Origin of the sequence: Pontibacter sp. HSC-36F09, assembly GCF_024171605.1 — a bacterium.
GTDB lineage: Bacteria > Bacteroidota > Bacteroidia > Cytophagales > Hymenobacteraceae > Pontibacter.
In genome coordinates this window covers 976,565-997,198 of record NZ_JALKAA010000001.1, presented here as the reverse complement: position 1 = coordinate 997,198, position 20,634 = coordinate 976,565, and the positions used below count along the sequence as shown (strand labels likewise).

The 20,634-nt window shown below is 49.8% G+C and carries 22 protein-coding genes and 1 tRNA gene; 12 read left to right on the top strand and 11 right to left on the bottom strand.

Annotated elements, in window-relative coordinates; all coding sequences use genetic code 11:
- Window positions 1–127: 127 nt before the first annotated feature.
- Window positions 128–1,150, top strand: coding sequence for a YihY/virulence factor BrkB family protein (locus L1278_RS04615; protein WP_253401372.1), 1,023 nt, complete (start codon window positions 128–130; stop codon window positions 1,148–1,150).
- 145 nt (window positions 1,151–1,295) lie between these two features.
- On the opposite strand, the gene L1278_RS04610 is transcribed toward L1278_RS04615, so the two are convergent.
- Both L1278_RS04610 and L1278_RS04605 read right to left on the bottom strand, forming a co-directional pair.
- Window positions 1,296–1,718, bottom strand: a complete 423-nt coding sequence (locus L1278_RS04610; RefSeq protein WP_253401370.1) for a hypothetical protein — start codon at window positions 1,716–1,718, stop codon at window positions 1,296–1,298.
- Between the two features lie 249 nt (window positions 1,719–1,967).
- On the bottom strand, window positions 1,968–2,348 hold the full coding sequence (locus L1278_RS04605; protein ID WP_253401368.1) for a RidA family protein: 381 nt from the start codon (window positions 2,346–2,348) through the stop codon (window positions 1,968–1,970).
- Between the two features lie 48 nt (window positions 2,349–2,396).
- On the opposite strand from L1278_RS04605, the gene L1278_RS04600 reads away from it, so the two are divergent.
- Complete coding sequence (locus L1278_RS04600) at window positions 2,397–3,080, top strand: 3-hydroxyacyl-CoA dehydrogenase family protein (protein ID WP_253401366.1); 684 nt, start codon at window positions 2,397–2,399, stop codon at window positions 3,078–3,080.
- A 52-nt stretch (window positions 3,081–3,132) separates the two neighbouring features.
- Here the strand turns inward: L1278_RS04600 and glmS are convergent, their stop codons facing one another.
- The 3 genes from glmS to L1278_RS04585 all read right to left on the bottom strand — a co-directional run bounded on the left by glmS (window position 3,133) and on the right by L1278_RS04585 (window position 7,241).
- Complete coding sequence (gene glmS / locus L1278_RS04595) at window positions 3,133–4,968, bottom strand: glutamine--fructose-6-phosphate transaminase (isomerizing) (protein ID WP_253401364.1); 1,836 nt, start codon at window positions 4,966–4,968, stop codon at window positions 3,133–3,135.
- Window positions 4,969–5,062: 94 nt separating this feature from the next.
- Window positions 5,063–6,442, bottom strand: a complete 1,380-nt coding sequence (locus L1278_RS04590; protein ID WP_253401362.1) for a DUF4270 domain-containing protein — start codon at window positions 6,440–6,442, stop codon at window positions 5,063–5,065.
- Window positions 6,426–7,241, bottom strand: a complete 816-nt coding sequence (locus L1278_RS04585; protein WP_188500717.1) for a glycogen/starch synthase — start codon at window positions 7,239–7,241, stop codon at window positions 6,426–6,428. Before L1278_RS04585 ends, L1278_RS04590 begins: the two co-directional genes overlap by 17 nt.
- 137 nt (window positions 7,242–7,378) lie before the next feature.
- On the opposite strand from L1278_RS04585, the gene panC reads away from it, so the two are divergent.
- The gene (gene panC / locus L1278_RS04580) at window positions 7,379–8,233 is read left to right on the top strand and encodes a pantoate--beta-alanine ligase (RefSeq protein WP_253401360.1); all 855 of its coding nucleotides are present in this window, start codon (window positions 7,379–7,381) and stop codon (window positions 8,231–8,233) included.
- A 332-nt stretch (window positions 8,234–8,565) separates the two neighbouring features.
- Here panC and L1278_RS04575 read toward each other — a convergent pair whose 3' ends face one another.
- Window positions 8,566–9,150 (bottom strand): hypothetical protein, encoded by a 585-nt coding sequence (locus tag L1278_RS04575; protein WP_253401357.1) that lies wholly within the window; start codon window positions 9,148–9,150, stop codon window positions 8,566–8,568.
- A 226-nt stretch (window positions 9,151–9,376) separates the two neighbouring features.
- On the opposite strand from L1278_RS04575, the gene panD reads away from it, so the two are divergent.
- The 6 genes from panD (at window position 9,377) to L1278_RS04545 (ending at window position 14,321) form a co-directional block, all read left to right on the top strand.
- Window positions 9,377–9,724 carry an aspartate 1-decarboxylase gene (gene panD / locus L1278_RS04570; RefSeq protein WP_007655433.1) on the top strand — a complete coding sequence of 116 codons (348 nt, stop codon included), beginning with the start codon at window positions 9,377–9,379 and terminating at the stop codon, window positions 9,722–9,724.
- A 9-nt stretch (window positions 9,725–9,733) separates the two neighbouring features.
- On the top strand, window positions 9,734–10,777 hold the full coding sequence (locus L1278_RS04565) for a lysylphosphatidylglycerol synthase transmembrane domain-containing protein (RefSeq protein WP_253401356.1): 1,044 nt from the start codon (window positions 9,734–9,736) through the stop codon (window positions 10,775–10,777).
- Window positions 10,761–11,249: a D-glycero-beta-D-manno-heptose 1-phosphate adenylyltransferase gene (gene rfaE2 / locus L1278_RS04560; protein ID WP_253401353.1), complete on the top strand. Its 489-nt coding sequence runs from the start codon at window positions 10,761–10,763 to the stop codon at window positions 11,247–11,249. The genes L1278_RS04565 and rfaE2 overlap by 17 nt, the downstream gene beginning before the upstream one ends.
- A gap of 15 nt (window positions 11,250–11,264) precedes the next feature.
- Window positions 11,265–11,942: a zinc metallopeptidase gene (locus tag L1278_RS04555; protein ID WP_253401351.1), complete on the top strand. Its 678-nt coding sequence runs from the start codon at window positions 11,265–11,267 to the stop codon at window positions 11,940–11,942.
- 157 nt (window positions 11,943–12,099) lie between these two features.
- Entirely contained in the window at window positions 12,100–13,239 is a 1,140-nt protein-coding gene (locus tag L1278_RS04550; protein ID WP_253401350.1) for an acyl-CoA dehydrogenase, read from the top strand.
- Between the two features lie 158 nt (window positions 13,240–13,397).
- The gene (locus L1278_RS04545; protein ID WP_188500711.1) at window positions 13,398–14,321 is read left to right on the top strand and encodes a helix-turn-helix domain-containing protein; all 924 of its coding nucleotides are present in this window, start codon (window positions 13,398–13,400) and stop codon (window positions 14,319–14,321) included.
- Here L1278_RS04545 and L1278_RS04540 read toward each other — a convergent pair.
- From L1278_RS04540 to L1278_RS04530, 3 genes are read right to left on the bottom strand one after another with little or no spacing between them, the layout of a single operon-like run.
- Window positions 14,304–15,068, bottom strand: a complete 765-nt coding sequence (locus L1278_RS04540; RefSeq protein WP_253401348.1) for a geranylgeranylglyceryl/heptaprenylglyceryl phosphate synthase — start codon at window positions 15,066–15,068, stop codon at window positions 14,304–14,306. The genes L1278_RS04545 and L1278_RS04540 overlap by 18 nt on opposite strands.
- Window positions 15,046–15,690, bottom strand: a complete 645-nt coding sequence (locus L1278_RS04535; RefSeq protein ID WP_253401346.1) for a hypothetical protein — start codon at window positions 15,688–15,690, stop codon at window positions 15,046–15,048. Before L1278_RS04535 ends, L1278_RS04540 begins: the two co-directional genes overlap by 23 nt.
- A complete protein-coding gene (locus tag L1278_RS04530; protein ID WP_116545028.1) occupies window positions 15,687–16,061 on the bottom strand; it encodes a phage holin family protein in 375 nt (124 codons plus the stop codon). Before L1278_RS04530 ends, L1278_RS04535 begins: the two co-directional genes overlap by 4 nt.
- A gap of 152 nt (window positions 16,062–16,213) precedes the next feature.
- Between L1278_RS04530 and L1278_RS04525 the strand changes: the two genes are divergently transcribed.
- Window positions 16,214–17,311: a DnaJ domain-containing protein gene (locus tag L1278_RS04525; RefSeq protein ID WP_253401344.1), complete on the top strand. Its 1,098-nt coding sequence runs from the start codon at window positions 16,214–16,216 to the stop codon at window positions 17,309–17,311.
- Here L1278_RS04525 and L1278_RS04520 read toward each other — a convergent pair.
- Both L1278_RS04520 and L1278_RS04515 read right to left on the bottom strand, forming a co-directional pair.
- Window positions 17,308–17,814, bottom strand: a complete 507-nt coding sequence (locus L1278_RS04520; RefSeq protein WP_253401343.1) for a TlpA disulfide reductase family protein — start codon at window positions 17,812–17,814, stop codon at window positions 17,308–17,310. The genes L1278_RS04525 and L1278_RS04520 overlap by 4 nt on opposite strands.
- A gap of 278 nt (window positions 17,815–18,092) precedes the next feature.
- Window positions 18,093–18,168: transfer RNA gene (locus tag L1278_RS04515), tRNA-Phe, on the bottom strand.
- Between the two features lie 167 nt (window positions 18,169–18,335).
- On the opposite strand from L1278_RS04515, the gene L1278_RS04510 reads away from it, so the two are divergent.
- Together L1278_RS04510 and L1278_RS04505 are read left to right on the top strand one after the other, a co-directional pair.
- On the top strand, window positions 18,336–19,709 hold the full coding sequence (locus tag L1278_RS04510) for a 4Fe-4S dicluster domain-containing protein (protein WP_253401341.1): 1,374 nt from the start codon (window positions 18,336–18,338) through the stop codon (window positions 19,707–19,709).
- A gap of 104 nt (window positions 19,710–19,813) precedes the next feature.
- Window positions 19,814–20,632 carry a (Fe-S)-binding protein gene (locus tag L1278_RS04505; RefSeq protein WP_253401339.1) on the top strand — a complete coding sequence of 273 codons (819 nt, stop codon included), beginning with the start codon at window positions 19,814–19,816 and terminating at the stop codon, window positions 20,630–20,632.
- Window positions 20,633–20,634: the final 2 nt, after the last annotated feature.

Below are 20,634 nucleotides of genomic sequence, written 5' to 3'. Positions count from 1 at the left end.
AAAGGTACAAAATAAATTTTCGTTTCGGTAAGGGTTGCGCGCTGTAAACTATACCTGTACGAGGCGCAGGTATAAACATAACCTTTCATCTGCGTATCAGTTTTAGAATAATATCCCTTACCTCCCCATGCCCCGCAAGACGCTGAAAAAGATATGGTGCCTGCTCCAGGAGGCTGGCCTTGAGTTCATCGAGAACAACTCCTTTCAAAAAGGGGCGGCGCTGGCCTATTATACCATTTTCGCGCTGCCGCCTATTCTGCTGATCATCATCAACGCCACCGGTTATTTTTTTGGGGAACAGGCTGTGTCAGGAGAGGTATACTACCAGATCCGGGAGACGATCGGCTCGGAAGCGGCATTTGCGGTGCAGCGCATGGTCGAGAGCATCAACGACATCACCTCATTCAACCTCGCTACCGTCATCATCGTGGTCACGCTTTTTATTGCGGCTACGGGTGTTTTTGTGTCGCTGCAGGATTCGCTCAATGAAGTATGGTATGTGCGGCCCGCTCCCAAGCGCGGCTACGTCAAACTGATCCTCGACCGCTTTCTGTCCTTCGCCATGATTCTGGCCATTGCCATTCTGCTGATCGTGTCGCTGCTGGCCAACACCATCCTGGTCGCTGTTGGTGATTTTCTGGAGGCCCGCCTGGCTGGCTGGATCGTGTACGTGATGCGCGGCGTTAACCTGGTGTCGGGCTTTGTGCTGATGACGTTCATGTTCGGCTGCATCTACCGCTTCCTGCCCGACGCCAAGATCAAGTGGCGCGACGTGTGGGTGGGCGCGCTGGTGACCTCGGCGCTCTTTGCCATCGGCCGCGAAGTCATCGGGCTATACCTGGGCACGAGCAATATCACGTCTATTTACGGAGCGGCCGGTTCGGTCATCGTGATTTTGCTGTGGGTGTTCTATACCTCTCAGATTATCTTTTTCGGGGCTGTGTTCACTTTTGTCTACTCCCGCAAGTATGGCTTCAACATTTACCCAGCCGAGTATGCCGTGCGCTTCATCCGGCAGGAAATAGAAGTAGGCCACACCGCCGTGAATGCCGAGCCAGGTAAGTTCACCAAGGATATTTATGGGGAAGAAGAAGCCAGGGAAGCGGCCAAGTCCGATGAGCATGACAAGTCAGCGGGGGAGGGGATTTGAGGGGAAGCGGTTTAAGTATGACAACGTACTGGCCTAAACTGTGGCATAGCTAAAGTTTAGGCGTGGTTGGGCAAAGTAATCTATTATTAATATTATTATAGAAAGATGCTCTACCATTAGAAAATCTGCCTACCTTCTCAGTCTACTACTTTTTCCCTAGTTGACCAGTTTCTCGGTCAATTTCAACTAGTACCTTATCACTAACGGATACAAAAATCACATTGGAAGCAAGAACAATCTTCTCAATTTGTGGCTGTTGGACGTCTGCCTTAAAGGCTTCAGCCACATTTGTACGCCAGAGTAGTCGCACTCCTTTATAGGCCGATAATGTAGCTTTATCCTTGCTAACCCAATAGACTACTCCATTAGCGCCACGCACCCCTCTTAAACTAGAAGAAATAACATGAATAGCTTTAAATTTATCAATTGCGGTACCTGATGGACTCATTTCTTGATCAAGTTCTATCTGATCTTTATTATAAGGCAGAGCACTTGAACCTTGAGCAACCATCATAAATGGTAGGAATACCAACCCAGCTACTATAATAGCTTTTTGAAAATAGGACATGAGCAATGAGTTTTAGGTTTGGGAATTTCTTCTTTGTAATATTCAGAATAATAGAAACACATAAAATTTATAAATAATATTTCATTTTGCCCAACTAGTATATAAAGGGAGTAAACATACGGTTATCTGTCGATTCCAACAGATAACCGTAACTGGATTACCGAATATACTATATACACATAAAAATACCTGCAGCCCCATCATCAAAAAACGAGGCTGCAGGTATAGCGATGATCAATATAAGCTCCGTTACAAAGCCGCAATACAGGAGATCTCCACATTCACATCTTTCGGCAGGCGGCTTACCTCCACGGTTTCGCGGGCAGGAGGGTTGGCGGTGAAGTAGCTGCCGTATACCTCGTTTATTTTGCCGAAGTTGCCCAGGTCTTTCACGAAGATGGAGCATTTGAGTACATTGTCGAAGCCCATACCAGCCTCTTGCAGAATGGCAAACAGGTTCTTCATGACCTGGTGCGTTTCCTCTTCTATGGTGCCGCTTACCAGCTCGCCGGTTTGTGGGTCCAGTGGAATTTGTCCTGAAACATACATGGTGCCGTTGTGAAGCGTTGCCTGGCTGTAAGGCCCTATTGCGGCTGGCGCATTGGTCGAAGTGATGATGCTATGATTCATAGTCTGATTTATTTTAATGTGTATCTTTATGATCAAAAGTACAGAAATATGCACATACTTGTTTTGTCTGGCGATGAAATGGCCGCTGAGTTTCGACAGAAGTTTCCGGAAGGAGCAAATGGCAATACCTATACCTTCCTGCACAGCCGCCACCTGACCGATGAGCAGCTGAAGCCTTCCGATATCGTATTTGACTTCCTGCTGCATGAGGAACCCGAGCGCCTGTGCCATTATGCACCAGACCAGGTTGTGTTTTGCCAGGCAGCAACGAAGCAGTTGGCCGCACTCGTGCACGAATCATGCTTAGAGACTACCTGCACACTGTTCGGCTTCAACGGACTGCCGACCATGCTCAACCGGCCAGTGCTGGAGGTGAGCCTTTACAAACAAAGCGATGCCGAAAAGTTGCACCAGGTATGTGAGCAGCTCGGAACGGAGTATCAGCTGGTGGATGACCGCGCAGGTATGGCCACGCCGCGCATCCTGTGCATGATCATCAACGAGGCCTGCTATACCTTGCAGGAGGGCACCGCCTCTATCCAGGACATAGACTTAGGTATGAAGCTCGGCACTAACTACCCGCACGGACCATTTGAGTGGGCCAATGCCATAGGGATAGCCAATGTCTACAAAGTGCTGGAGGCGATGTACGAAGACACCAAAGAAGAGCGTTACAAAATCTGTCCGCTGCTTAAGACGAAGTATCTGAGAGGTGAGAAGTTTGAGCTGTAAATAAAAAAGGGGAAGCCAATCAGCTTCCCCTTTTCTTTTATCTTTTCGTTGGTTACTCAACCGTCACAGACTTCGCCAAATTACGAGGCTGGTCTACGTTACAGCCGCGCATCACCGCGATGTGATACGACAGCAACTGCAGCGGAATAACAGACAACAACGGCACCAGGTGCTCGCTTGTCTCAGGAATCTCGATCACATGGTCTGCCATAGCAGGTATAGTCGTGTCACCTTCTGTTACAACAGCAATGATCTTTCCTTTGCGAGCCTTCACCTCTTGTATGTTCGACACGATTTTCTCGTAAGAGCTGTCTTTCGTAGCAATCACTACCACCGGCATGTGCTGGTCAATCAACGCGATCGGGCCGTGCTTCATCTCAGCAGCTGGGTAACCCTCGGCGTGTATATAAGAAATCTCTTTCAGCTTCAGGGCACCTTCCAGTGCAACCGGGAAGTTGTAACCACGTCCCAGGTATAGGAAGTTAGTAGCGTCTTTATACTGCTCAGAAATTCGCACGATCTGGTCGTTTAGCTCCAGTGCCTTCTCTACTTTGGCCGGAATGCTTTCCAACTCCACCATCAACTGGCGCAGCTTGGTTGTTTCCAGAGTGCCGCGCTTGCTGCCCAATATCATGGCAATCAGCGAAAGTACCGTTACCTGTGCCGTGAAGGCTTTGGTAGAGGCTACACCAATCTCAGGACCCGCGTGGGTATAGGCACCCGCGTCTGTAGCACGGGCAATAGAAGAGCCTACTACGTTGCAGATACCGAAGATGGTAGCACCCTTCGACTTCGCCAGTTCCAGCGCAGCCAGCGTATCAGCCGTCTCACCAGATTGCGAGATGGCCACCACAATGTCGCGCTCGCTCAGGATCGGGTTGCGGTAGCGGAACTCAGAAGCATACTCCACTTCCACAGGTATGCGGGCGAGGTCTTCAATCAGGTACTCAGCCACCAAACCGGCGTGCCAGGACGTACCGCAGGCCACGATGATAATGCGCTCTGCGTTCACGAATTTGTTTTCGAACTCACGGATGCCGCCCATCATCATATGGTCGCTCTCAGCGATCATTCGTCCGCGCATGCTGTCGAGGATAGAGCGTGGCTGCTCAAAAATTTCCTTCAGCATGAAGTGCGGGTAGCCACCCTTCTCAATCGACTCCAGGGCCATTTCAAGGCGCTGTACGTAAGGTGTTTGCACCACGTCCTCTTTGGTACGGATCTCCAACTCACCGTTTTTGATCACCACTAGTTCGTAGTCATTTATATACACTACATCGTTGGTATACTCAATGATCGGGGTAGCATCAGAAGCGAGGAAGTACTCACCTTCGCCTATACCTACCACCAGCGGACTGCCTTTACGAGCCGCGATGAGTTGGTTCTGATCATCTTTCGAAAGCACTACAATGGCATAAGCACCTACTACTTCGTGCAGGGCCAGGCGCACGGCTTCGGCCAGCGTACAGTTGCTGTTCTGCTTAATGTCTTCGATCAGGTTAATGAAAACCTCCGAGTCTGTTTCAGACTGGAAAGTATGGCCTTTTTCGATCAGGAGCTGCTTCAGGGAAGCGTAGTTCTCGATAATGCCGTTGTGGATGATGGCAATGTTCTTGGAGCTAGAGTAGTGCGGGTGTGCATTTACATCGTTCGGCTCGCCGTGGGTAGCCCAGCGGGTGTGGCCCATGCCGATGTGGCCGTGCACATCTTTGTCTGCAATAAACTCTTCAAGGTCGCTTACCTTGCCTTTTCTTTTGAAGATGTTTAAACCTCCGTTCATCAGGGCTATTCCTGCGCTGTCATAGCCTCTGTACTCAAGTCGTTTCAAGCCTTTTAGGACTATAGGGCAAGCTTCTCTGTGCCCTACGTATGCTACAATTCCGCACATATAGTATAAAATTTCATTAAAAAAATAAAGGGTACCTGCAAAGGTACCCTTTTCTATAATATGTATAAAATTTCTAACTAAAATTTAGGACTTCCTACTGTAGCTTTGAATAATATATCAACAGCCTCACCGGATTTGCCTCATTATTAGTAACGATGGCGCGGTATGGACGCACCTCAGGGCTTATAGTAGCTGCCCCGTTCGATTGCGATACGGCGCTTACAGCACCCAGCATCAGGCCGTCATTTGACTTGATGCCCATCATCACGCCCTGCAGGTAGCTGGTTACATTCATGGTATAGTAGTCTACGCCATTTTTGCGGCTGCTGGCTACAAGGGCCGGATAGTTGGTAAACAATGGATTAACACCATCTACCTGTACGGTACGCACGGTGCCGGAAATGTCTTTTAAGAACTCGTTCGCGCTATTAGTTTCATACAAAGCCAATTGCGGTGGTCTCGGCAGGTTGTTGGTCGAAGAAGCTGCTTTGACAGGTATAATCAGTTCTGCCCGGTTGATGATCAGGTTACCCGGAAGGTCCTTGAGTTTGTCCAGGTAAGGGAAAGTGATCTTGCTGAGTAACTGCGTGCCTGCCTGCACATAAGAATCTCCGCCCGTCTCAGTGGCAGGTATAAAGCTGCCGTCAGCCTGCAGCGCCGCAACAGCAGTGCCCGTGCGATCAGATGATAACTGCGTGAAGTAATTGCCGGTGCCCATTAAAAAGTTATGCTGCTTGGCCGTGCCTTCCGCCGTTGTATAGTGCAATGCCAGGCTGGAGTTGGTGCTGCTCAGAGTCAGGCCTACTATACTTGCATTCGCATCCTCTGGCACCGTCAGCGCTATACCTTTGAAAAAGTTCCGGAAGCCAGCTTGGTCAGCTAAACCTGCCTGGCCGGACTGGGCCATGAACTCGTTTGCCAGCTCAGGGCTCAGCTTTATCTTAAGCAGTCTTGTGGTTTTGGTGGTTACATTCTCCTTCTTTTCAGTGTCTATACGAGGCAGAAAAGCCTTCGAACCAATCGGGGTGGCATCATAAGGAAAAGGAGTGGTCGTAAAGTAGGATGTTCTTTCATCAAAAGAACCGGTCAGGCGGTGCACGTTTACCTGCATCGCTTTCAGGGTGTCCGCATACTTAAACGAATAGTCCAGTGTGAGCACCAGCGAATCTGCTTTGGCGCCCGCGCCAAAGTTGAGGCTGCTGCCGTTAAGGGCTACCTCCGTGATCGTGCTGGCACGCACCTTACCCAGCACCGGATCAACATACTGCCCCAGCAGAGGCGGCTGTGAGCGGAACGCAGGAATCGAGTCCCCCTGGAAAACGGTTCCTGTCCGGATGGTAAGGGTGTCTGTGAACTCCGTGCCTATCAGGTTTTCGTCCTGAAGTTCGAGTCCGATGTCTTTTGGGTCTTCGCAGGCTGTGAGGGCGGCAAATGAAAAGAAGAAAAGGAATAATCTTCTAGCGGCTGAGTTCATTATATAGGTTGAAGTATGAATCACACAGGTTGTCGTCGGCACTGATGGTATTGATGTTTTTATTTGTCTCAACAAATTCGCTGAACAGGGCATTGATGTTCTCGCTGAAGTTCTCGTTTGTCTTGATCACAGAGTCAGCGTATTCCATGCCCACCTTGATAAAGCTGTCCAGGTCTGCTTCCTGCAATGAGGCCAGCATGCTGTTGTCGATATCAAGCATTTTTACTTTCTCGAGCAGGTCGCCTTCAAACTTGTGCTTGTACTCGTGGTTGTAAACCGTAAAGATAGACTTCGAATCCTTAAAGATCGGGTCTTTTTTGTAAGTAGTTTTCAGGTACAGCGGAATCAGACCGGTCATCCAGTCGTTGCAATGTACGATGTCCGGCTGCCAGCCCAGTTTTTTCACTGTTTCGAGCACGCCCTTGCAGAAGAAGATGGCACGCTCGTCGTTGTCCTGGTGGAAGTTGTTGTTCTTATCCACAAAAACGGACTTACGCTGGAAATAGTCTTCGTTATCGATAAAATATACCTGCAGCTTGGCATTCGGAATAGAAGCTACCTTTATAACAAGCGGTTTCTCGTCATCACCTACGGCGATATTGATGCCCGACAGGCGAACTACCTCATGCAAACGGTTTTTACGCTCGTTTATTATACCGAACTTTGGCACGAAGATGCGGATCTCCATACCTCTTTCCTGCATACTCTGCGGCAGCGTGTTCAGAAATTCTGCTACTTTAGTGGTTTGGAGGAAAGGAAGGATTTCGGTGGCGGCGTACAGGATTCGCAATTTAGACATGGGTATGTAATTAAAAAATTAATGAGCAACAGTAATGGGACGTGCAAAATTAGCACTTTTTATTCTAATTTTCAATTTAATGTTCTATAACCTACTTTTGCCGACTTTCAGCAATTGCATCTTTTATACCTATTAATATGGAAGTTATAGAGCGGGTGTCAGCCCTGAGAGCCATTGTGACAGCGCTGCGATGCAGCGGCAAGCGCATTGGTTTTGTGCCTACCATGGGCGCCCTGCACGAAGGGCACCTGCAACTCCTGCGTGCCTCGGCCCGCGAGAATGACATTACGATTTGTAGTGTGTTCGTGAATCCGACTCAATTCAACAACGCCTCTGATTATAAACTATACCCCCGCACGCTCGAGCAGGACATCAGCCTGCTGCAAACCGTCGGCTGCGACTACCTGTTCGCGCCGAGTGCGGAGGAGGTATACCCACAACAGTCGGTGCTGCAGTTTAGTTTCGGTGCGTTGGAAGCCGTGATGGAGGGTGAGCACCGGCCAGGGCACTTCAATGGGGTGGCCATTGTGGTGAGCAAGTTGTTCCATATCGTGCAGCCGCACAAGGCCTATTTCGGGCAGAAGGATCTGCAGCAGGTGGCCATCGTGCGGCAGCTGGTACAGACGCTGAGCTTCGACCTGGAACTGGTGTGCTACCATACCGTGCGCGAGGCCGACGGCCTGGCCATGTCGTCGCGCAATAAGCGGCTAACGGCAACGCAGCGCCAGCACGCCACGCAGCTATATAAGGCCCTGCAGATGGCAGCCGCCGACCTGAAACACAAGGCTATACCTGACATCAAAGCCGAAGTGGCCGCCTACCTGGGCCAGGTAGACGAATTGCAGCTGGAGTACTTCGAGATAGTGGACGCCTATACCTTGCAGCCCGTAACCGATGTGCAGGCGCAGGAAGAAGTAGCCATTTGCATTGCCGCCTTTGTGGGCGAGGTACGCCTTATCGATAACATGATCGTGAATCTAAACGAAATATAGGTTGTTACCACTTATGGGAAGCCTATATGTTGGAAAAACTTACAGCCGACAAAAAAGTGCAGTAACAAGAGGGCACTTGCATCTCACAGTGGCCTCGTGCGCTATATCGCGAAAACTGATTTTAAGTATCAGGTCTATAATAAAAGGAAGAAAAGATGCTTTTAGCTGCATAAGGGAATGCTCATTCTGCATTACATTTTAAGCTTGACTAAATTAAAAAAAACTAGAGAGAAGATACATATCCTCTCTCTAGGCAGTAACAGCTCAATTGTTAATATAAGAAGAGGGCAGCGTGTGAGACGGAGCTGACACAGTATTAAATTACTCTTAAATTATTCAGGAGCAGGAGTTGGATATGTTATAGTCATTGAACAGCAAGAGCTTTCACATTTAAAGTGAATTGTGCCATTAGGTTCAATCGAGCCACCAACTCTGCAATTAGTACAACCATGACAAGATACCGTCGGCCCCGGACCTTCTTCGGATGCAGTCATTACTGCAGAAGACTCGCCATCAGCTTTTAACGTCCTTGTATTGTTAGAATGTACTTGCAGCTTGTTTGTAGAAAACTCTATTTTACCTTTCCCTATAGCTATATTCTTTACAAATTCGTTACCTTTAACTTTGTAAGAAACAAATGCAGCAGAGGCTACTTTGGATTCCATATATTTTATATCAACGATTTCAATTGAATCAGTGCTTAAGCCGTTGATCTTAGAGAGCGATTTAAGAAAATCCTGCTTGCTTTTAGCAATCCTAAATCCATTTGGAGAAGTAAGATGAAGCTCCGAAGTCTTGGTTTCTATAGAAAGTTGATCAGGCACAAACTCATCCTCTTCCTTTGTACAGCCTATAAAAACCGTAAGAGTGATGATAAAAAGCGCAAGTAGTGAAAATTTAGGCAATATTTTTTTCATGATTTTTGTTTTTTAAGTTTTTCATAAAATCACTGTCCTCTTATTTGTTCTTTCTAAGATACGATAATATAATATAAAAGTAATATTATTATGTGCTTCCCCCCCCCAGCCGCTCTTTTCCTGTCGTGGCTTGTCCAACTCCAGGACTTTTAAAGGTGATGCATGCGTGCTGGTAGTATATCTGCAGCTAATTGCATAACTTTGCGCCCTATTACAGAAATAAACCATGTATATTGAGGTTTTAAAATCAAAGATTCACCGTTGTCGGGTTACGCAGGCGGAGTTGCACTATGTAGGAAGCATCACCATTGATGAAGACCTGATGGACGCTGCCAATGTGGTGGAGAATGAGAAAGTACAGATCGTTAACATCAACAACGGGGAACGCTTCGAGACCTACGTGATCAAAGGAGAGCGCGGTACCGGCACGGTTTGCCTGAACGGCCCCGCTGCCCGCAAGGTGCAGGTTGGCGATATCGTGATCGTGATCTCTTACTGTTCTATCAAGTTCGAAGACGCTAAAAACCACCAGCCGACGCTCGTTTTCCCGGATCAGCACAACCGATTGGTGTAACGCCACCGCATGAGAAAACTGCTCTCTTTTCTGAAGTACAGCCTGCTTCTGGGGCTTTCTGCATTTCTGATGTGGTACGCCCTCAAAGAGCTCGACTTCGAAAAACTGTGGGCAGAGCTCCAGAATATTAACTATACCTGGCTGGCCGTATCTTTGGTCATGGGCCTGGCCGCCTACATGAGCCGGGCATACCGTTGGTACATGCAGATACGGCCCACGGGCTATACCCCATCCTTTAAAAATACCTACGATGCCATGATGGTGGGCTATGTGGCCAACCTCGTGCTGCCCCGCATGGGCGAGCTTGTGCGCTGCAGCATGCTTCGTCGCAGCGATGGCATACCGGTTAACAAAGCCTTTGGCACGGTCATCGCCGAGCGCATCATCGACATGGTCATGCTGCTCCTTTTCCTGGGGCTCACCTTTCTGCTGGAGGTTAACCGCCTCCGTGATTTCCTCTTTGGTCTTTTCACAGATAAGTACGCCAGCCTGGAGCAGAGCTTCGGGTCGCTATACCTGTTTGTTACGCTCGTGATGGTAGTGGGCCTCGTTTTTCTGGTGCTGGGCTTGTTATACCTGAACAAGCTTCGGCAAAACACCTTCTTCATAAAAACCGTCGCTTTTGTGCGCGGCATGCTGCAGGGCGTGTTCAGCATCACTAAAATTGAAAACCAGGTGGCTTTCTGGGGACATACCTTGTTTGTGTGGGCCATGTACTACGGCATGAGTCTTGTAGTGTTCTATGCTATACCTGCCACATCGCAGCTGACACCAATAGCCGGGCTCTCGGTTCTCGTGATCGGCACGCTCGGTATGGCGGCGCCTGTGCAGGGCGGAGTAGGGGTATACCACCTGCTGGTGCAGACTGTGCTATTACTTTATGGTATACCTAAGGAGGCAGGTATGGCTTACGCCCTGGTGGCACATACATCGCAAACACTTTTGGTAGTTGCCATGGGAGTGCTTAGTTTTATGACAGGAATGTTGCAAAAGCCTGCCGTAGCAGATGAGCTCGCGGAGGCAAACCCACCTATACATGAACTCGAAAGATAAAATCCTGTCGCTGTCCGACTTGCAGGAGCAAGTGCAGGCCTGGCGGAACCAGGGACAAAAGATCGTTTTTACCAATGGTTGCTTCGATATTCTTCACCTGGGTCACGTCGATTACCTCGAAAAAGCACGACAACTTGGCGATAAACTGGTGCTCGGACTTAACACGGATGCGTCAATAAACCGTATAAAAGGTCCAAGCCGTCCGCTGCAGGACGAAATGTCACGCGCGCGCGTCATGGCATCGCTTTTGTTTGTGGATGCCGTAGTATTCTTCGATGAAGATACGCCGCTTGAACTGATCAAGGCTGTGCAGCCGGATATACTGGTGAAGGGCGACGATTACACCATCGAAAATATAGTGGGGCAGGATGTCGTTACAGCAAGAGGGGGAGAGGTGAAAACCATACCGCTCGTGAAAGGCTATTCGACCACAAACGTTGTTAAAAAGATTGAAAACCGACCGAACCCTTAAAATTTAATTAGAGAAATGGGAATATATTTGATTGTTATCCTCTTTATGGGCCTCAGCATGTGGGTAAGCTGGAGGCTGAAGAGTAAGTTTAAGAAGTACTCCGAAATTCCGTTGCAATCTGGCTACACTGGCCGTGAGATTGCCGAAATGATGTTGGCCGATAACGGTATACACGATGTGAAAGTGATATCGGTGGCGGGCCGCCTGACGGACCACTACAACCCGGCCGACAAGACCGTGAACCTGAGTGAGTATGTGTACGAAGCCCGTAGCGCCGCTGCGGCAGCTGTGGCAGCACACGAATGCGGTCACGCCGTGCAGCACGCAAAAGCATACAGCTTCCTGAAGTTCCGCTCGGCCATGGTGCCGGCGCTGAGCATCGCCTCACGCTACATGCAGTGGATCATACTGATCGGTATCTTCATGCTACAGACCACGCCTATTCCATTGACAATTGGTGTGGCCCTGTTCGGTCTGACCACCATCTTCAGCTTTGTGACCCTGCCGGTTGAGTTCGACGCGAGTAAGCGGGCCCTGGCCTGGATCAGCTCCAACAACATTGTAACGCAGCAGGAACTGGCCATGTCGAAAGACGCACTGAAATGGGCGGCTATGACCTACGTGGTTGCAGCACTGGGCTCTCTGGCCACGCTGTTGTACTATGCGTCACTATTGATGGGTCGTCGCGACTAAGCTGATTACGATGCAAATTTCATTAGACAAATCGCCATCCGTTCGTTCAGAGCGGATGGCGATTTTGTTTTTATTGACGGTGAGTTATACAGATATTGCCAAATTTCATAGTTTTGTACTATAATCCATTAATTACAGTCCTTTTATATATAAAAGCATGAATTTTCAATTAACTGAAGAACATTTGGCGGTGCAGGCTGCTGCCCGTGAGTTTGCACAAACAGAATTGTTGCCTGGCGTAATCGAGCGCGACGAGCACCAGAAGTTCCCGGCTGAGCAGATCAAGAAAATGGGAGAACTCGGGTTCCTGGGTATGATGGTGGACCCAAAATACAACGGCGGCGGTATGGATACAATCTCCTATGTGCTGGCCATGGAAGAAATTTCTAAAGTAGATGCTTCTGCCTCTGTGGTGATGTCAGTGAATAACTCGCTGGTATGCTGGGGCTTGGAGAAATACGGTACGGAAGAGCAGAAGCAGAAATACCTGACGCGTCTGGCTACGGGCGAGATCATCGGTGCCTTCTGTCTTTCTGAGCCGGAGGCCGGCTCTGACGCTACCTCGCAGCGCACCACAGCCGAAGATAAAGGTGATTATTACCTGCTGAACGGTACCAAGAACTGGATCACAAACGGCAGCACGGCCTCTGTATACCTGGTGATCGCGCAGACAGATCCTGAGAAAAAGCACCGAGGCATCAACGCCTTTATTGTAGAGCGCGGCATGGAAGGCTTCCAGGTAGGACTGAAAGAGAACAAACTGGGTATCCGTGGTTCTGACACGCACTCTTTGATGTTCACAGACGTGAAAGTGCCAAAAGAAAATCGTATCGGGGAAGATGGCTTCGGCTTTAAGTTCGCCATGTCCACGCTGGCAGGCGGGCGTATTGGTATAGCGGCGCAGGCCTTAGGTATAGCTTCAGGCGCTTTCGAGCTGGCTTTGAAGTACTCCAAAGAGCGTAAGGCTTTCGGTGTAGAGATTGCCAAGCACCAGGCGATCCAGTTCAAACTGGCCGATATGGCCACAAACATTGAGGCTGCCCGCATGCTTTGCCTGAAGGCAGCTTTCCATAAAGACACACACCAGGATTACGGCATGTCTGGTGCCATGGCCAAGCTGTTCGCGTCAAAAGTGGCCATGGACACAACCGTTGAAGCAGTGCAGGTGCACGGCGGATATGGTTTCGTGAAAGAGTACCATGTGGAGCGTTTAATGCGTGATGCTAAAATCACACAAATCTATGAGGGTACTTCTGAGATCCAGAAAATAGTAATTTCAAGAGAATTATTAAAGTAATTTGGCACTTAAACCTTTGCTGCTGTGTTATTTAGGCTAAGGATATGGTTTATTGAATTAAAATTAAATATTTAAAATATTTTGAATTTTATAAAGATTAGCCTAGCTTTAGGACAAAATTAAAGGGTTTATAGTATAAAAGTTAGTTGGTAACACACATGGAAGATTACAATAAGATTATTGAGTCGCTTGGGGTGCGATTCATTAAAGCGAAAAATCTGGTGTTGCAGCAGCCGTTCTCGGTTCGCAACTACTACGATGTAGGCAACAACCTGATTCTGCTTCATAAAGGTACAATATTCTTTGGCGAAGAGGAACAGATGGTAGAAGAGGGCGAACTGCTCTTTATACCGGGTGGGCGCAGCACAAAGGTAACCTATGGTTCCACTGACGGCCGCTCCATCACAAATGATGATCTGATCACCAATAGAGAGAAGTTCTTTAAGAGCAACAACGACCTCGACCTGATCGGCGACGCCGAAGAGAGCCACAGCTATGTGAGCTTCGAAGCGAAAGTGTTTGATTCTGTAAACTTCTTTGCATCGCTTGACCTGCCTGCCTTCCTGATCTCAGGAAACAACAAGCTGGCTAACCTGGTGATCAAAGTGGTGGAAGAGAACATGCAGGACCTGCCCGGCAAGGAGCGCCTGATCAGCATCTACACCGAGAATATCGTGGTAGAGATTGTTCGCCACATTCTTCGCAACAAAATGTTTGTGGAGCAGTTGGCTACCAACAGCACGTACTTCAAAGACCCTCGCCTCATCGACCTGTTCAACTACATCAAGGAGAACCTGGGCGGCGACTTGTCTAACAAAGTGCTTTCTAACGTTGCTAACGTTTCTGAGGACTATGTAGGCCAGTATTTCAAAATGCTGACAGGTATAAACCCACAGGATTACATTGAATACCAGCGTATGGAGCGCGCCGTGTTCCTGCTTCGTACCACGAAGAAGAGCATCCGCGAAATCGGTAAAGACGTGGGCTACAAAGATACAGCTTATTTCTGCCGTCGCTTCAAGATGATGTTCGGTATACCTGCCGGTAAGATGCGTCGTCGCGAATCAGCGATGAACATCTAAGGCTAGATTATAAGAAGCTATAGTATGAGAAACCTCGGCCAGAAAGCCGGGGTTTTTTTCTATGTGGTTGCCTACCACAATCACGTCGGCACCAGCCTCCAGTGCTGCCTTTGCCTTGGCCGCTGTATCGATACCTCCTCCTACAATAATAGGGGTCTCTACCGACTGTCGCACAGCTTTGATCATATCGGAACTAACAGGATGCAGTGCACCGCTGCCGCCGTCCAGGTATATGTAGCGCAGGCCCAGGAGTTCACCGGCCATGGCAGTGCAGGCGGCAATGGCCGGCTTGTCATGCGGTATAGGCGTGGTGCCGCTCATGTAAGAAGCAGTGGTCTGGCGGCCGGACTCAACGAGTATGTAGCCGGTAGGGTATACCTGTAGCGCACTGGCTTTGAGGATGGGGGCCGAAAGCACATGCTGGCCAATCAGGAAGTCGGGGTTGCGGCCCGAGATAAGGGAAAGAAGCAGAATGCCGTCTGCCTGTTTGTCGATGTGCAGGCTGTTGCTCGGAAAGAGGATGACAGGTATAGTGCTGTTCTCTTTGATGAGCCGGATGATGGCGGCTTGGTTGTCGGTGGTGATAAGGCTGCCGCCGACAAAGAAAAAATCTACCTGGTGGGCTTCGCTTAAAGAGAGCAGGTTCAGGCAGGAAGCTTCGTCCAGATTATCGGGATCGATCAGGAGGGCGAAGTGCTTTCTGCCTGGCTCATGCTGCTGTCTGTTACAAAGGTTGTTGAATGGCATCCTCTTCTGGAATGGTATAAGCAATGGTCTCTATTTCAGTCACCTCGATGGGTGCTGCTGCAATATCGCTATTTTTAGAAACAGTGCTTAAGTATTCCTCTACCTTTTTCGTAAGGTATACAAGGAGCAGGGCCATTACCTGCTGGCTGATGACCTGCATCAGCTCAGGGCTTACGAAGCTTTTGGAAACGCCGGTTTGTTGCTTCGGTTCACGTTGCGCGTACGGCATACGCTCAGAAGATAAAGTATAGGCGTCCTCCTGCTCATGCACAAAAGAGTCGTATCCGGCTATGTCTGCATTACTTGCGGTATAGCCGCCTTCCTGTTCGTACCCATACCTGTTGAAGCCCAGCGCGTCCGCCTCTCGGGCAACGTACTTCGATTGCTTTGCCGCCTTCCTGCCCTTCAGCGTTTTAGCTTTTTTTTTATCGCCGCTGAACATGCTCCGGAGCAGTAGCCCTGCCACCAGCACACCGCCCGCGATAGCGACCTTTTTGCCAATCTGCTGGCCCTGTGTTTTTATCTGGTCCACATCACCCATGAGCGCCTTCTTGTATTCTTCTTTCTGGCGCTCCAGCAGTTCCCGTTCATTGTCGAACAAAGGGTTTGTTATCTCACTCATATCTGATTTTCTCGTTTATCGGTTTTATAAATGGTATTGTCCAAAGCCTTGTCGGCCATACCCTGGAACACTTTTTTGTCGAGGCCTATTAGCAGTATTACCAGCACCACCACATAGAACAAGGCAATAATTCCGAAGCCCCAGAAAGAGCTGTCGAGCAGGTGGTTGAGCAGCAGTCCCAGGAAAATGCTCACAAACAGAAAGCTCATCAGGCCGAAAAAGCCCAGTAACACCCCATGGATAGCACCCACCATGGCTGCCTTCATCTTTTCCTGTATCTCAAGCCGTATAATGTCTATGCGGGTATCAATGTACCCCATGAGGTTCTCGATAAGATTGGTGCTTTTTTCTCTTGTGCCGTTGTCGTTCATAGTGCCCAGCTTTTTTAGTGCTTTTTCTGTATACGGTAGTATATTAAAATATGTACGGAAGATGCAATCAGTTAAAGTTGTACTACGGAATTTGCAGTATCTTGTCCGTGTTTACTTAACTTAAGTATTCCTTTTTTGTTACATTAGCCTCCTTGGATCATAACTTATATAGCATTCTGGGCGTGAGCCCCACGGCGTCGGCGCAGGAGATCAAACTGGCTTACAAGCAGCTGGCTTTGAAGTATCATCCTGACCGAAACCCGGGTGATGCGCGAGCTGAGGAGTTGTTCAAGGTAGTCAACTCTGCTTACCAGACCTTGTCGGACCCGGGCAAACGCGCACGCTATGACCTGCGCCTGCAGTACCTGAACGAGCAGCGACAGGCCATACGCCAGCACCAGCCGCACCACCACGCCCGCTACCGGCAAACCCGGCCTCCTGCTCCCGTGTCGGAGCGGCACTACCAGAACATACCTCGCCGCGAAGGGCGCCGCTTTGTGCGCAAGGATCTCTACATCACGCTCGGTTTTTTTGCTTTCATGTTTGTATTCAGTGTGCTGCTTAAGTCTACCATGGACTACATCACCGGCGAAGACAGGTATAAGACGGCCCTCAGCTACATCGAGCACGGCAAGTATAGCAGTGCGCACAGCCTTTTGAATGATGCCATCTATTTCCGGCCAAAGCACGCGGATGCTTACCTGACAAGGGCGAGCATCTCGATGAATGTAAATGAAAATTACCGGGCGGCTGTGGAGGACCTGAACCAAGTGATTGCGCTACAGGACAGACCCTCAGCAGAAGTGTTTTTGATGCGGGGCAAGAGCCTCGCCAAGCTAGAGAAGTACCCTGAGGCCGAGCGGGATTTTGGGATAGCCCTTACACTTGACAGCACCCTGCACACAGCGCAGTTGGATAGGGGGGAAGTGCGCCTGTTTTACCTGCAGAAGTATGAGCCGGCCATCGCTGACTTTACCAGCTTTCTGCGCTATACCTCTAAAGGTGAGTCATGGGCAAACGCTTTGACATTTAGGGGCTTCGGCTACTACAAAACCGGTGACTATGCTGCCTCGGAGGCCGACTACCGGCAGGTGCTGCAGGCCGACAACGCCAATGGCCGGGTATACTACCTGCTCGGGCGCACCGAGCTTGAGCAGGCACAGCCCGATTCTGCCTGTGCCCACTTCAACGAAGCCTACCGGCTGGGCTACTCTGCCGCGCTGCTGGAACTTCGGGCTAACTGTCGCTAGTAGTATTTTAGCAGCTTCTTCTGCATTTTCTCACTGTCCCAGGTATGACCACCCAGGTAGATCTCTTTTATCTCTCCTTTCGGGTTGAGGATGTAGGTAGTCGGGAATACGGTCAGTTGCTGATTGGCCAGCGGAGTGTTGGCCCTGAGGTAAGTAAAGGAATATGTCTGCCGGCTACGGAACTTCAACAGCTTTTCCAACTCCTCATCCGACACGGTAACGACGGCAATTTTATCGGGGTGCAGCTGCTGGAGGCGGTCCATAGAGGGCATCTCTTCGATGCAGGGCTTGCACCAGGTGGCCCACACGTTCAGCACCACCACTCTTCCCTTATACTTGTCGATGGAGATGGGCTCGCCCTGCAGGCTGGTGAGTTTTAGCGACTGCCAGTTCACATGTTGTGGTACAGTCTGGTTGAGCATGTAAAAGGCGAACACGGCGATCATGCTCGTAACTGCAAAGCCCACGGCATAGGCAGTCCAGAAGGTTTGGCGGCGGGTCATGGCTTAGACTTGGATGTTCTGAATGAAGTACATGTAAACGAGCGCAAGCAGGAGGACTGTGCCGATGCCGGCAGACATACCTGCAAAAATGGCGCTCCAGTAGGTTCTTTTCATAAGAGCGAAAGATGTTGCAACAGCTAAGTTACTAAAATGCAGGAAAAATTTTAGGCTGAAAACAATTTAGACAACCAGTGGCTTATTATAAAGTATAGTAGGGCAGCAGACGCGAGAAGGGTATAAAACAAAAAACCCTTACCTGTATAGGTAAGGGTTTAAGCTGGTGGTGATGATTGGAATCGAACCAACGACACAAGGATTTTCAGTCCTTTGCTCTACCAACTGAGCTACATCACCAGCTCTGTTGTACTCCCTCTTTCGAAAGAGTATGCAAAAGTAGTAACCAAATTCGAAGACGCAAACTTTCAGGCAAAAATATTTTAAAAAAAGGCCTCCGTATACGTTTATTCTCACTATTCTGCTATCTTTATCTACGAATTGGTATGTATAACGAATAATTCACCGTGATTCAACTCGAGAACATTATCTTCCTGATAGTAGCTGCCCTGGGTATCGGCCTGTTTGTGTGGCAGATTCGCAAGATTCGCAAGAACATTCTGATAGGCCGTGACGTCGACCGGAGCGATAATCCGTCGGAGCGCATCAACAAAACCCTGCTGGTGGCTTTTGGGCAGCAGAAGATGTTTAAGCGCATGCTGCCGGCCGTGCTGCACCTTTTTGTGTATGTGGGCTTTCTGGTGATCAACATCGAGGTGCTTGAGATCATGATCGACGGGATCTTCGGCACGCACCGGGTGCTCGGTTTCCTGGGCCCGTTCTACGATGGGCTGATGGCCGTGAACGAGATTCTGGCTGCCCTTGTGATTGTTGCCTGCGTCATCTTCCTGTGGCGTCGCAACGTGACCAAAGTGCCGCGCCTGGCAACCGGCGTGGAGATGCGCGCCTGGCCTAAAATGGATGCCAACGTGATTCTGATCACGGAAATCGTGCTGATGTTTGCCCTTTTTGCATTCAACATAGCCGACCTAAAACTGGCTGCGCTCAACAACCATACCTTGCCAGGCACCTTTCCGGTGAGCAGCTCATTTGTAAATATTTTTGGCAACGACGCCGGCACGCTGGCGACCATCGCAAGCGTTGGCTGGTGGATCCACATCATCGGTATCCTGGCCTTTATGAACTACCTGCCGAGCTCCAAGCACTTCCACATCATTATGGCTTTCCCGAACGTGTACTTCTCCAAGTTGTGGCCGAAGGGTAAGTTTACCACCAATCCGGCTATCACGCACGAGATCAAAGCCATGCTGGACCCAAGCTACCAGCCGCCGGCGCCGGAAATGGACGCTGAAGGCAACCCGATCGTGCAGCGCTTCGGTGCCAAGGACGTGGAAGACCTGACCTGGAAACAGCTGATGGATTCCTATACCTGCACCGAGTGTGGTCGCTGTACCTCAGTGTGCCCGGCCAACATAACAGGCAAGCTCCTGTCGCCACGCAAGATCGTGATGGACACCCGCGACCGCATGGAAGAGAAGGGTGAGCATCCGGCCATCTTTGCCCCGAATCACTACAAGGAACTGGGCGTGGAGCGCGTGAAGACCACGGATGAAAAGACATTGCTGCGCGGCTACATCACGCCGGAAGAGCTGTGGGCCTGCACCACCTGCAACGCCTGTGTGGAGTCCTGCCCGGTGAACATCGACCAGCTGTCCACGATCATGGACCTGCGCCGCTACCTGGTGCTGGAAGAGTCGGCGGCTCCGGCCTCGCTCAACGCCATGTTCACCAACATCGAAAACAACGGCGCGCCGTGGGCCTTCCCGTCTTCAGACCGCTTCAACTGGGCTGAAGAGTTGTATGTGCCTTCAAAAAATTAGACAAAAGAATTTTTAGACAAAGGACAAAAGACTTTAAAACACAGGATTAAAATAGAGTCCTTTGTCTTTCGTCAAGCAGTCCCTCGTCCTTTTCAAATACACAGATGGAAGAAAATAAAAGATTAGTGAAAGTGCCAACCATGGCGGAAATGGCTGCGAACGGCGAAGAGCCGGAAGTGCTGTTCTGGGTTGGCTGTGCCGGTTCGTTCGACGACCGCTACAAACGTGTAACGCGCGCCTTCGTGCAGATTTTAGAGCACGTAGGCGTGAAGTATGCCGTGTTGGGCACTGAAGAAAGCTGCACCGGCGAGCCCGCCAAGCGTGCCGGCAACGAGTTCCTGTTCCAGATGCAGGCCATCACCAACATCGAGGTGCTCAACGCCTACAATATAAAGAAGATCGTTACGGCCTGTCCGCACTGCTTCAACACCATCAAAAACGAATACCCGGACCTGGGTGGCAACTACGAAGTAATTCACCACTCCACGTTCCTGCAGCAACTCATCAACGAAGGTAAAGTGAAGGTACAGGGTGGCGAGGCTTTCAAAGGCAAGCGCATCACCTTCCACGACTCGTGCTACCTGGGCCGTGCCAACGACATTTACGAAGCGCCGCGCGATGTGCTGGCCGCTCTGGATGCCGACCTGGTGGAGATGAAGCGCAGCCGTGCCAACGGACTTTGCTGCGGTGCCGGTGGTGCCCAGATGTTCAAAGAGCCGGAGCCGGGCAACAAAGACATCAACATCGAGCGTACGGAAGAAGCCCTGGCCACTCTTGGTACAGGCGATGGTGTGATCGCGACTGCCTGCCCATTCTGTATGGTGATGATGAGCGACGGTGTGAAAAACAAGGAACAGGAAGAAAGCGTAAAAGTTTTTGACATTGCCGAGCTGATCGCACAAGCGGAAGGTTTGAGTAAGTAATC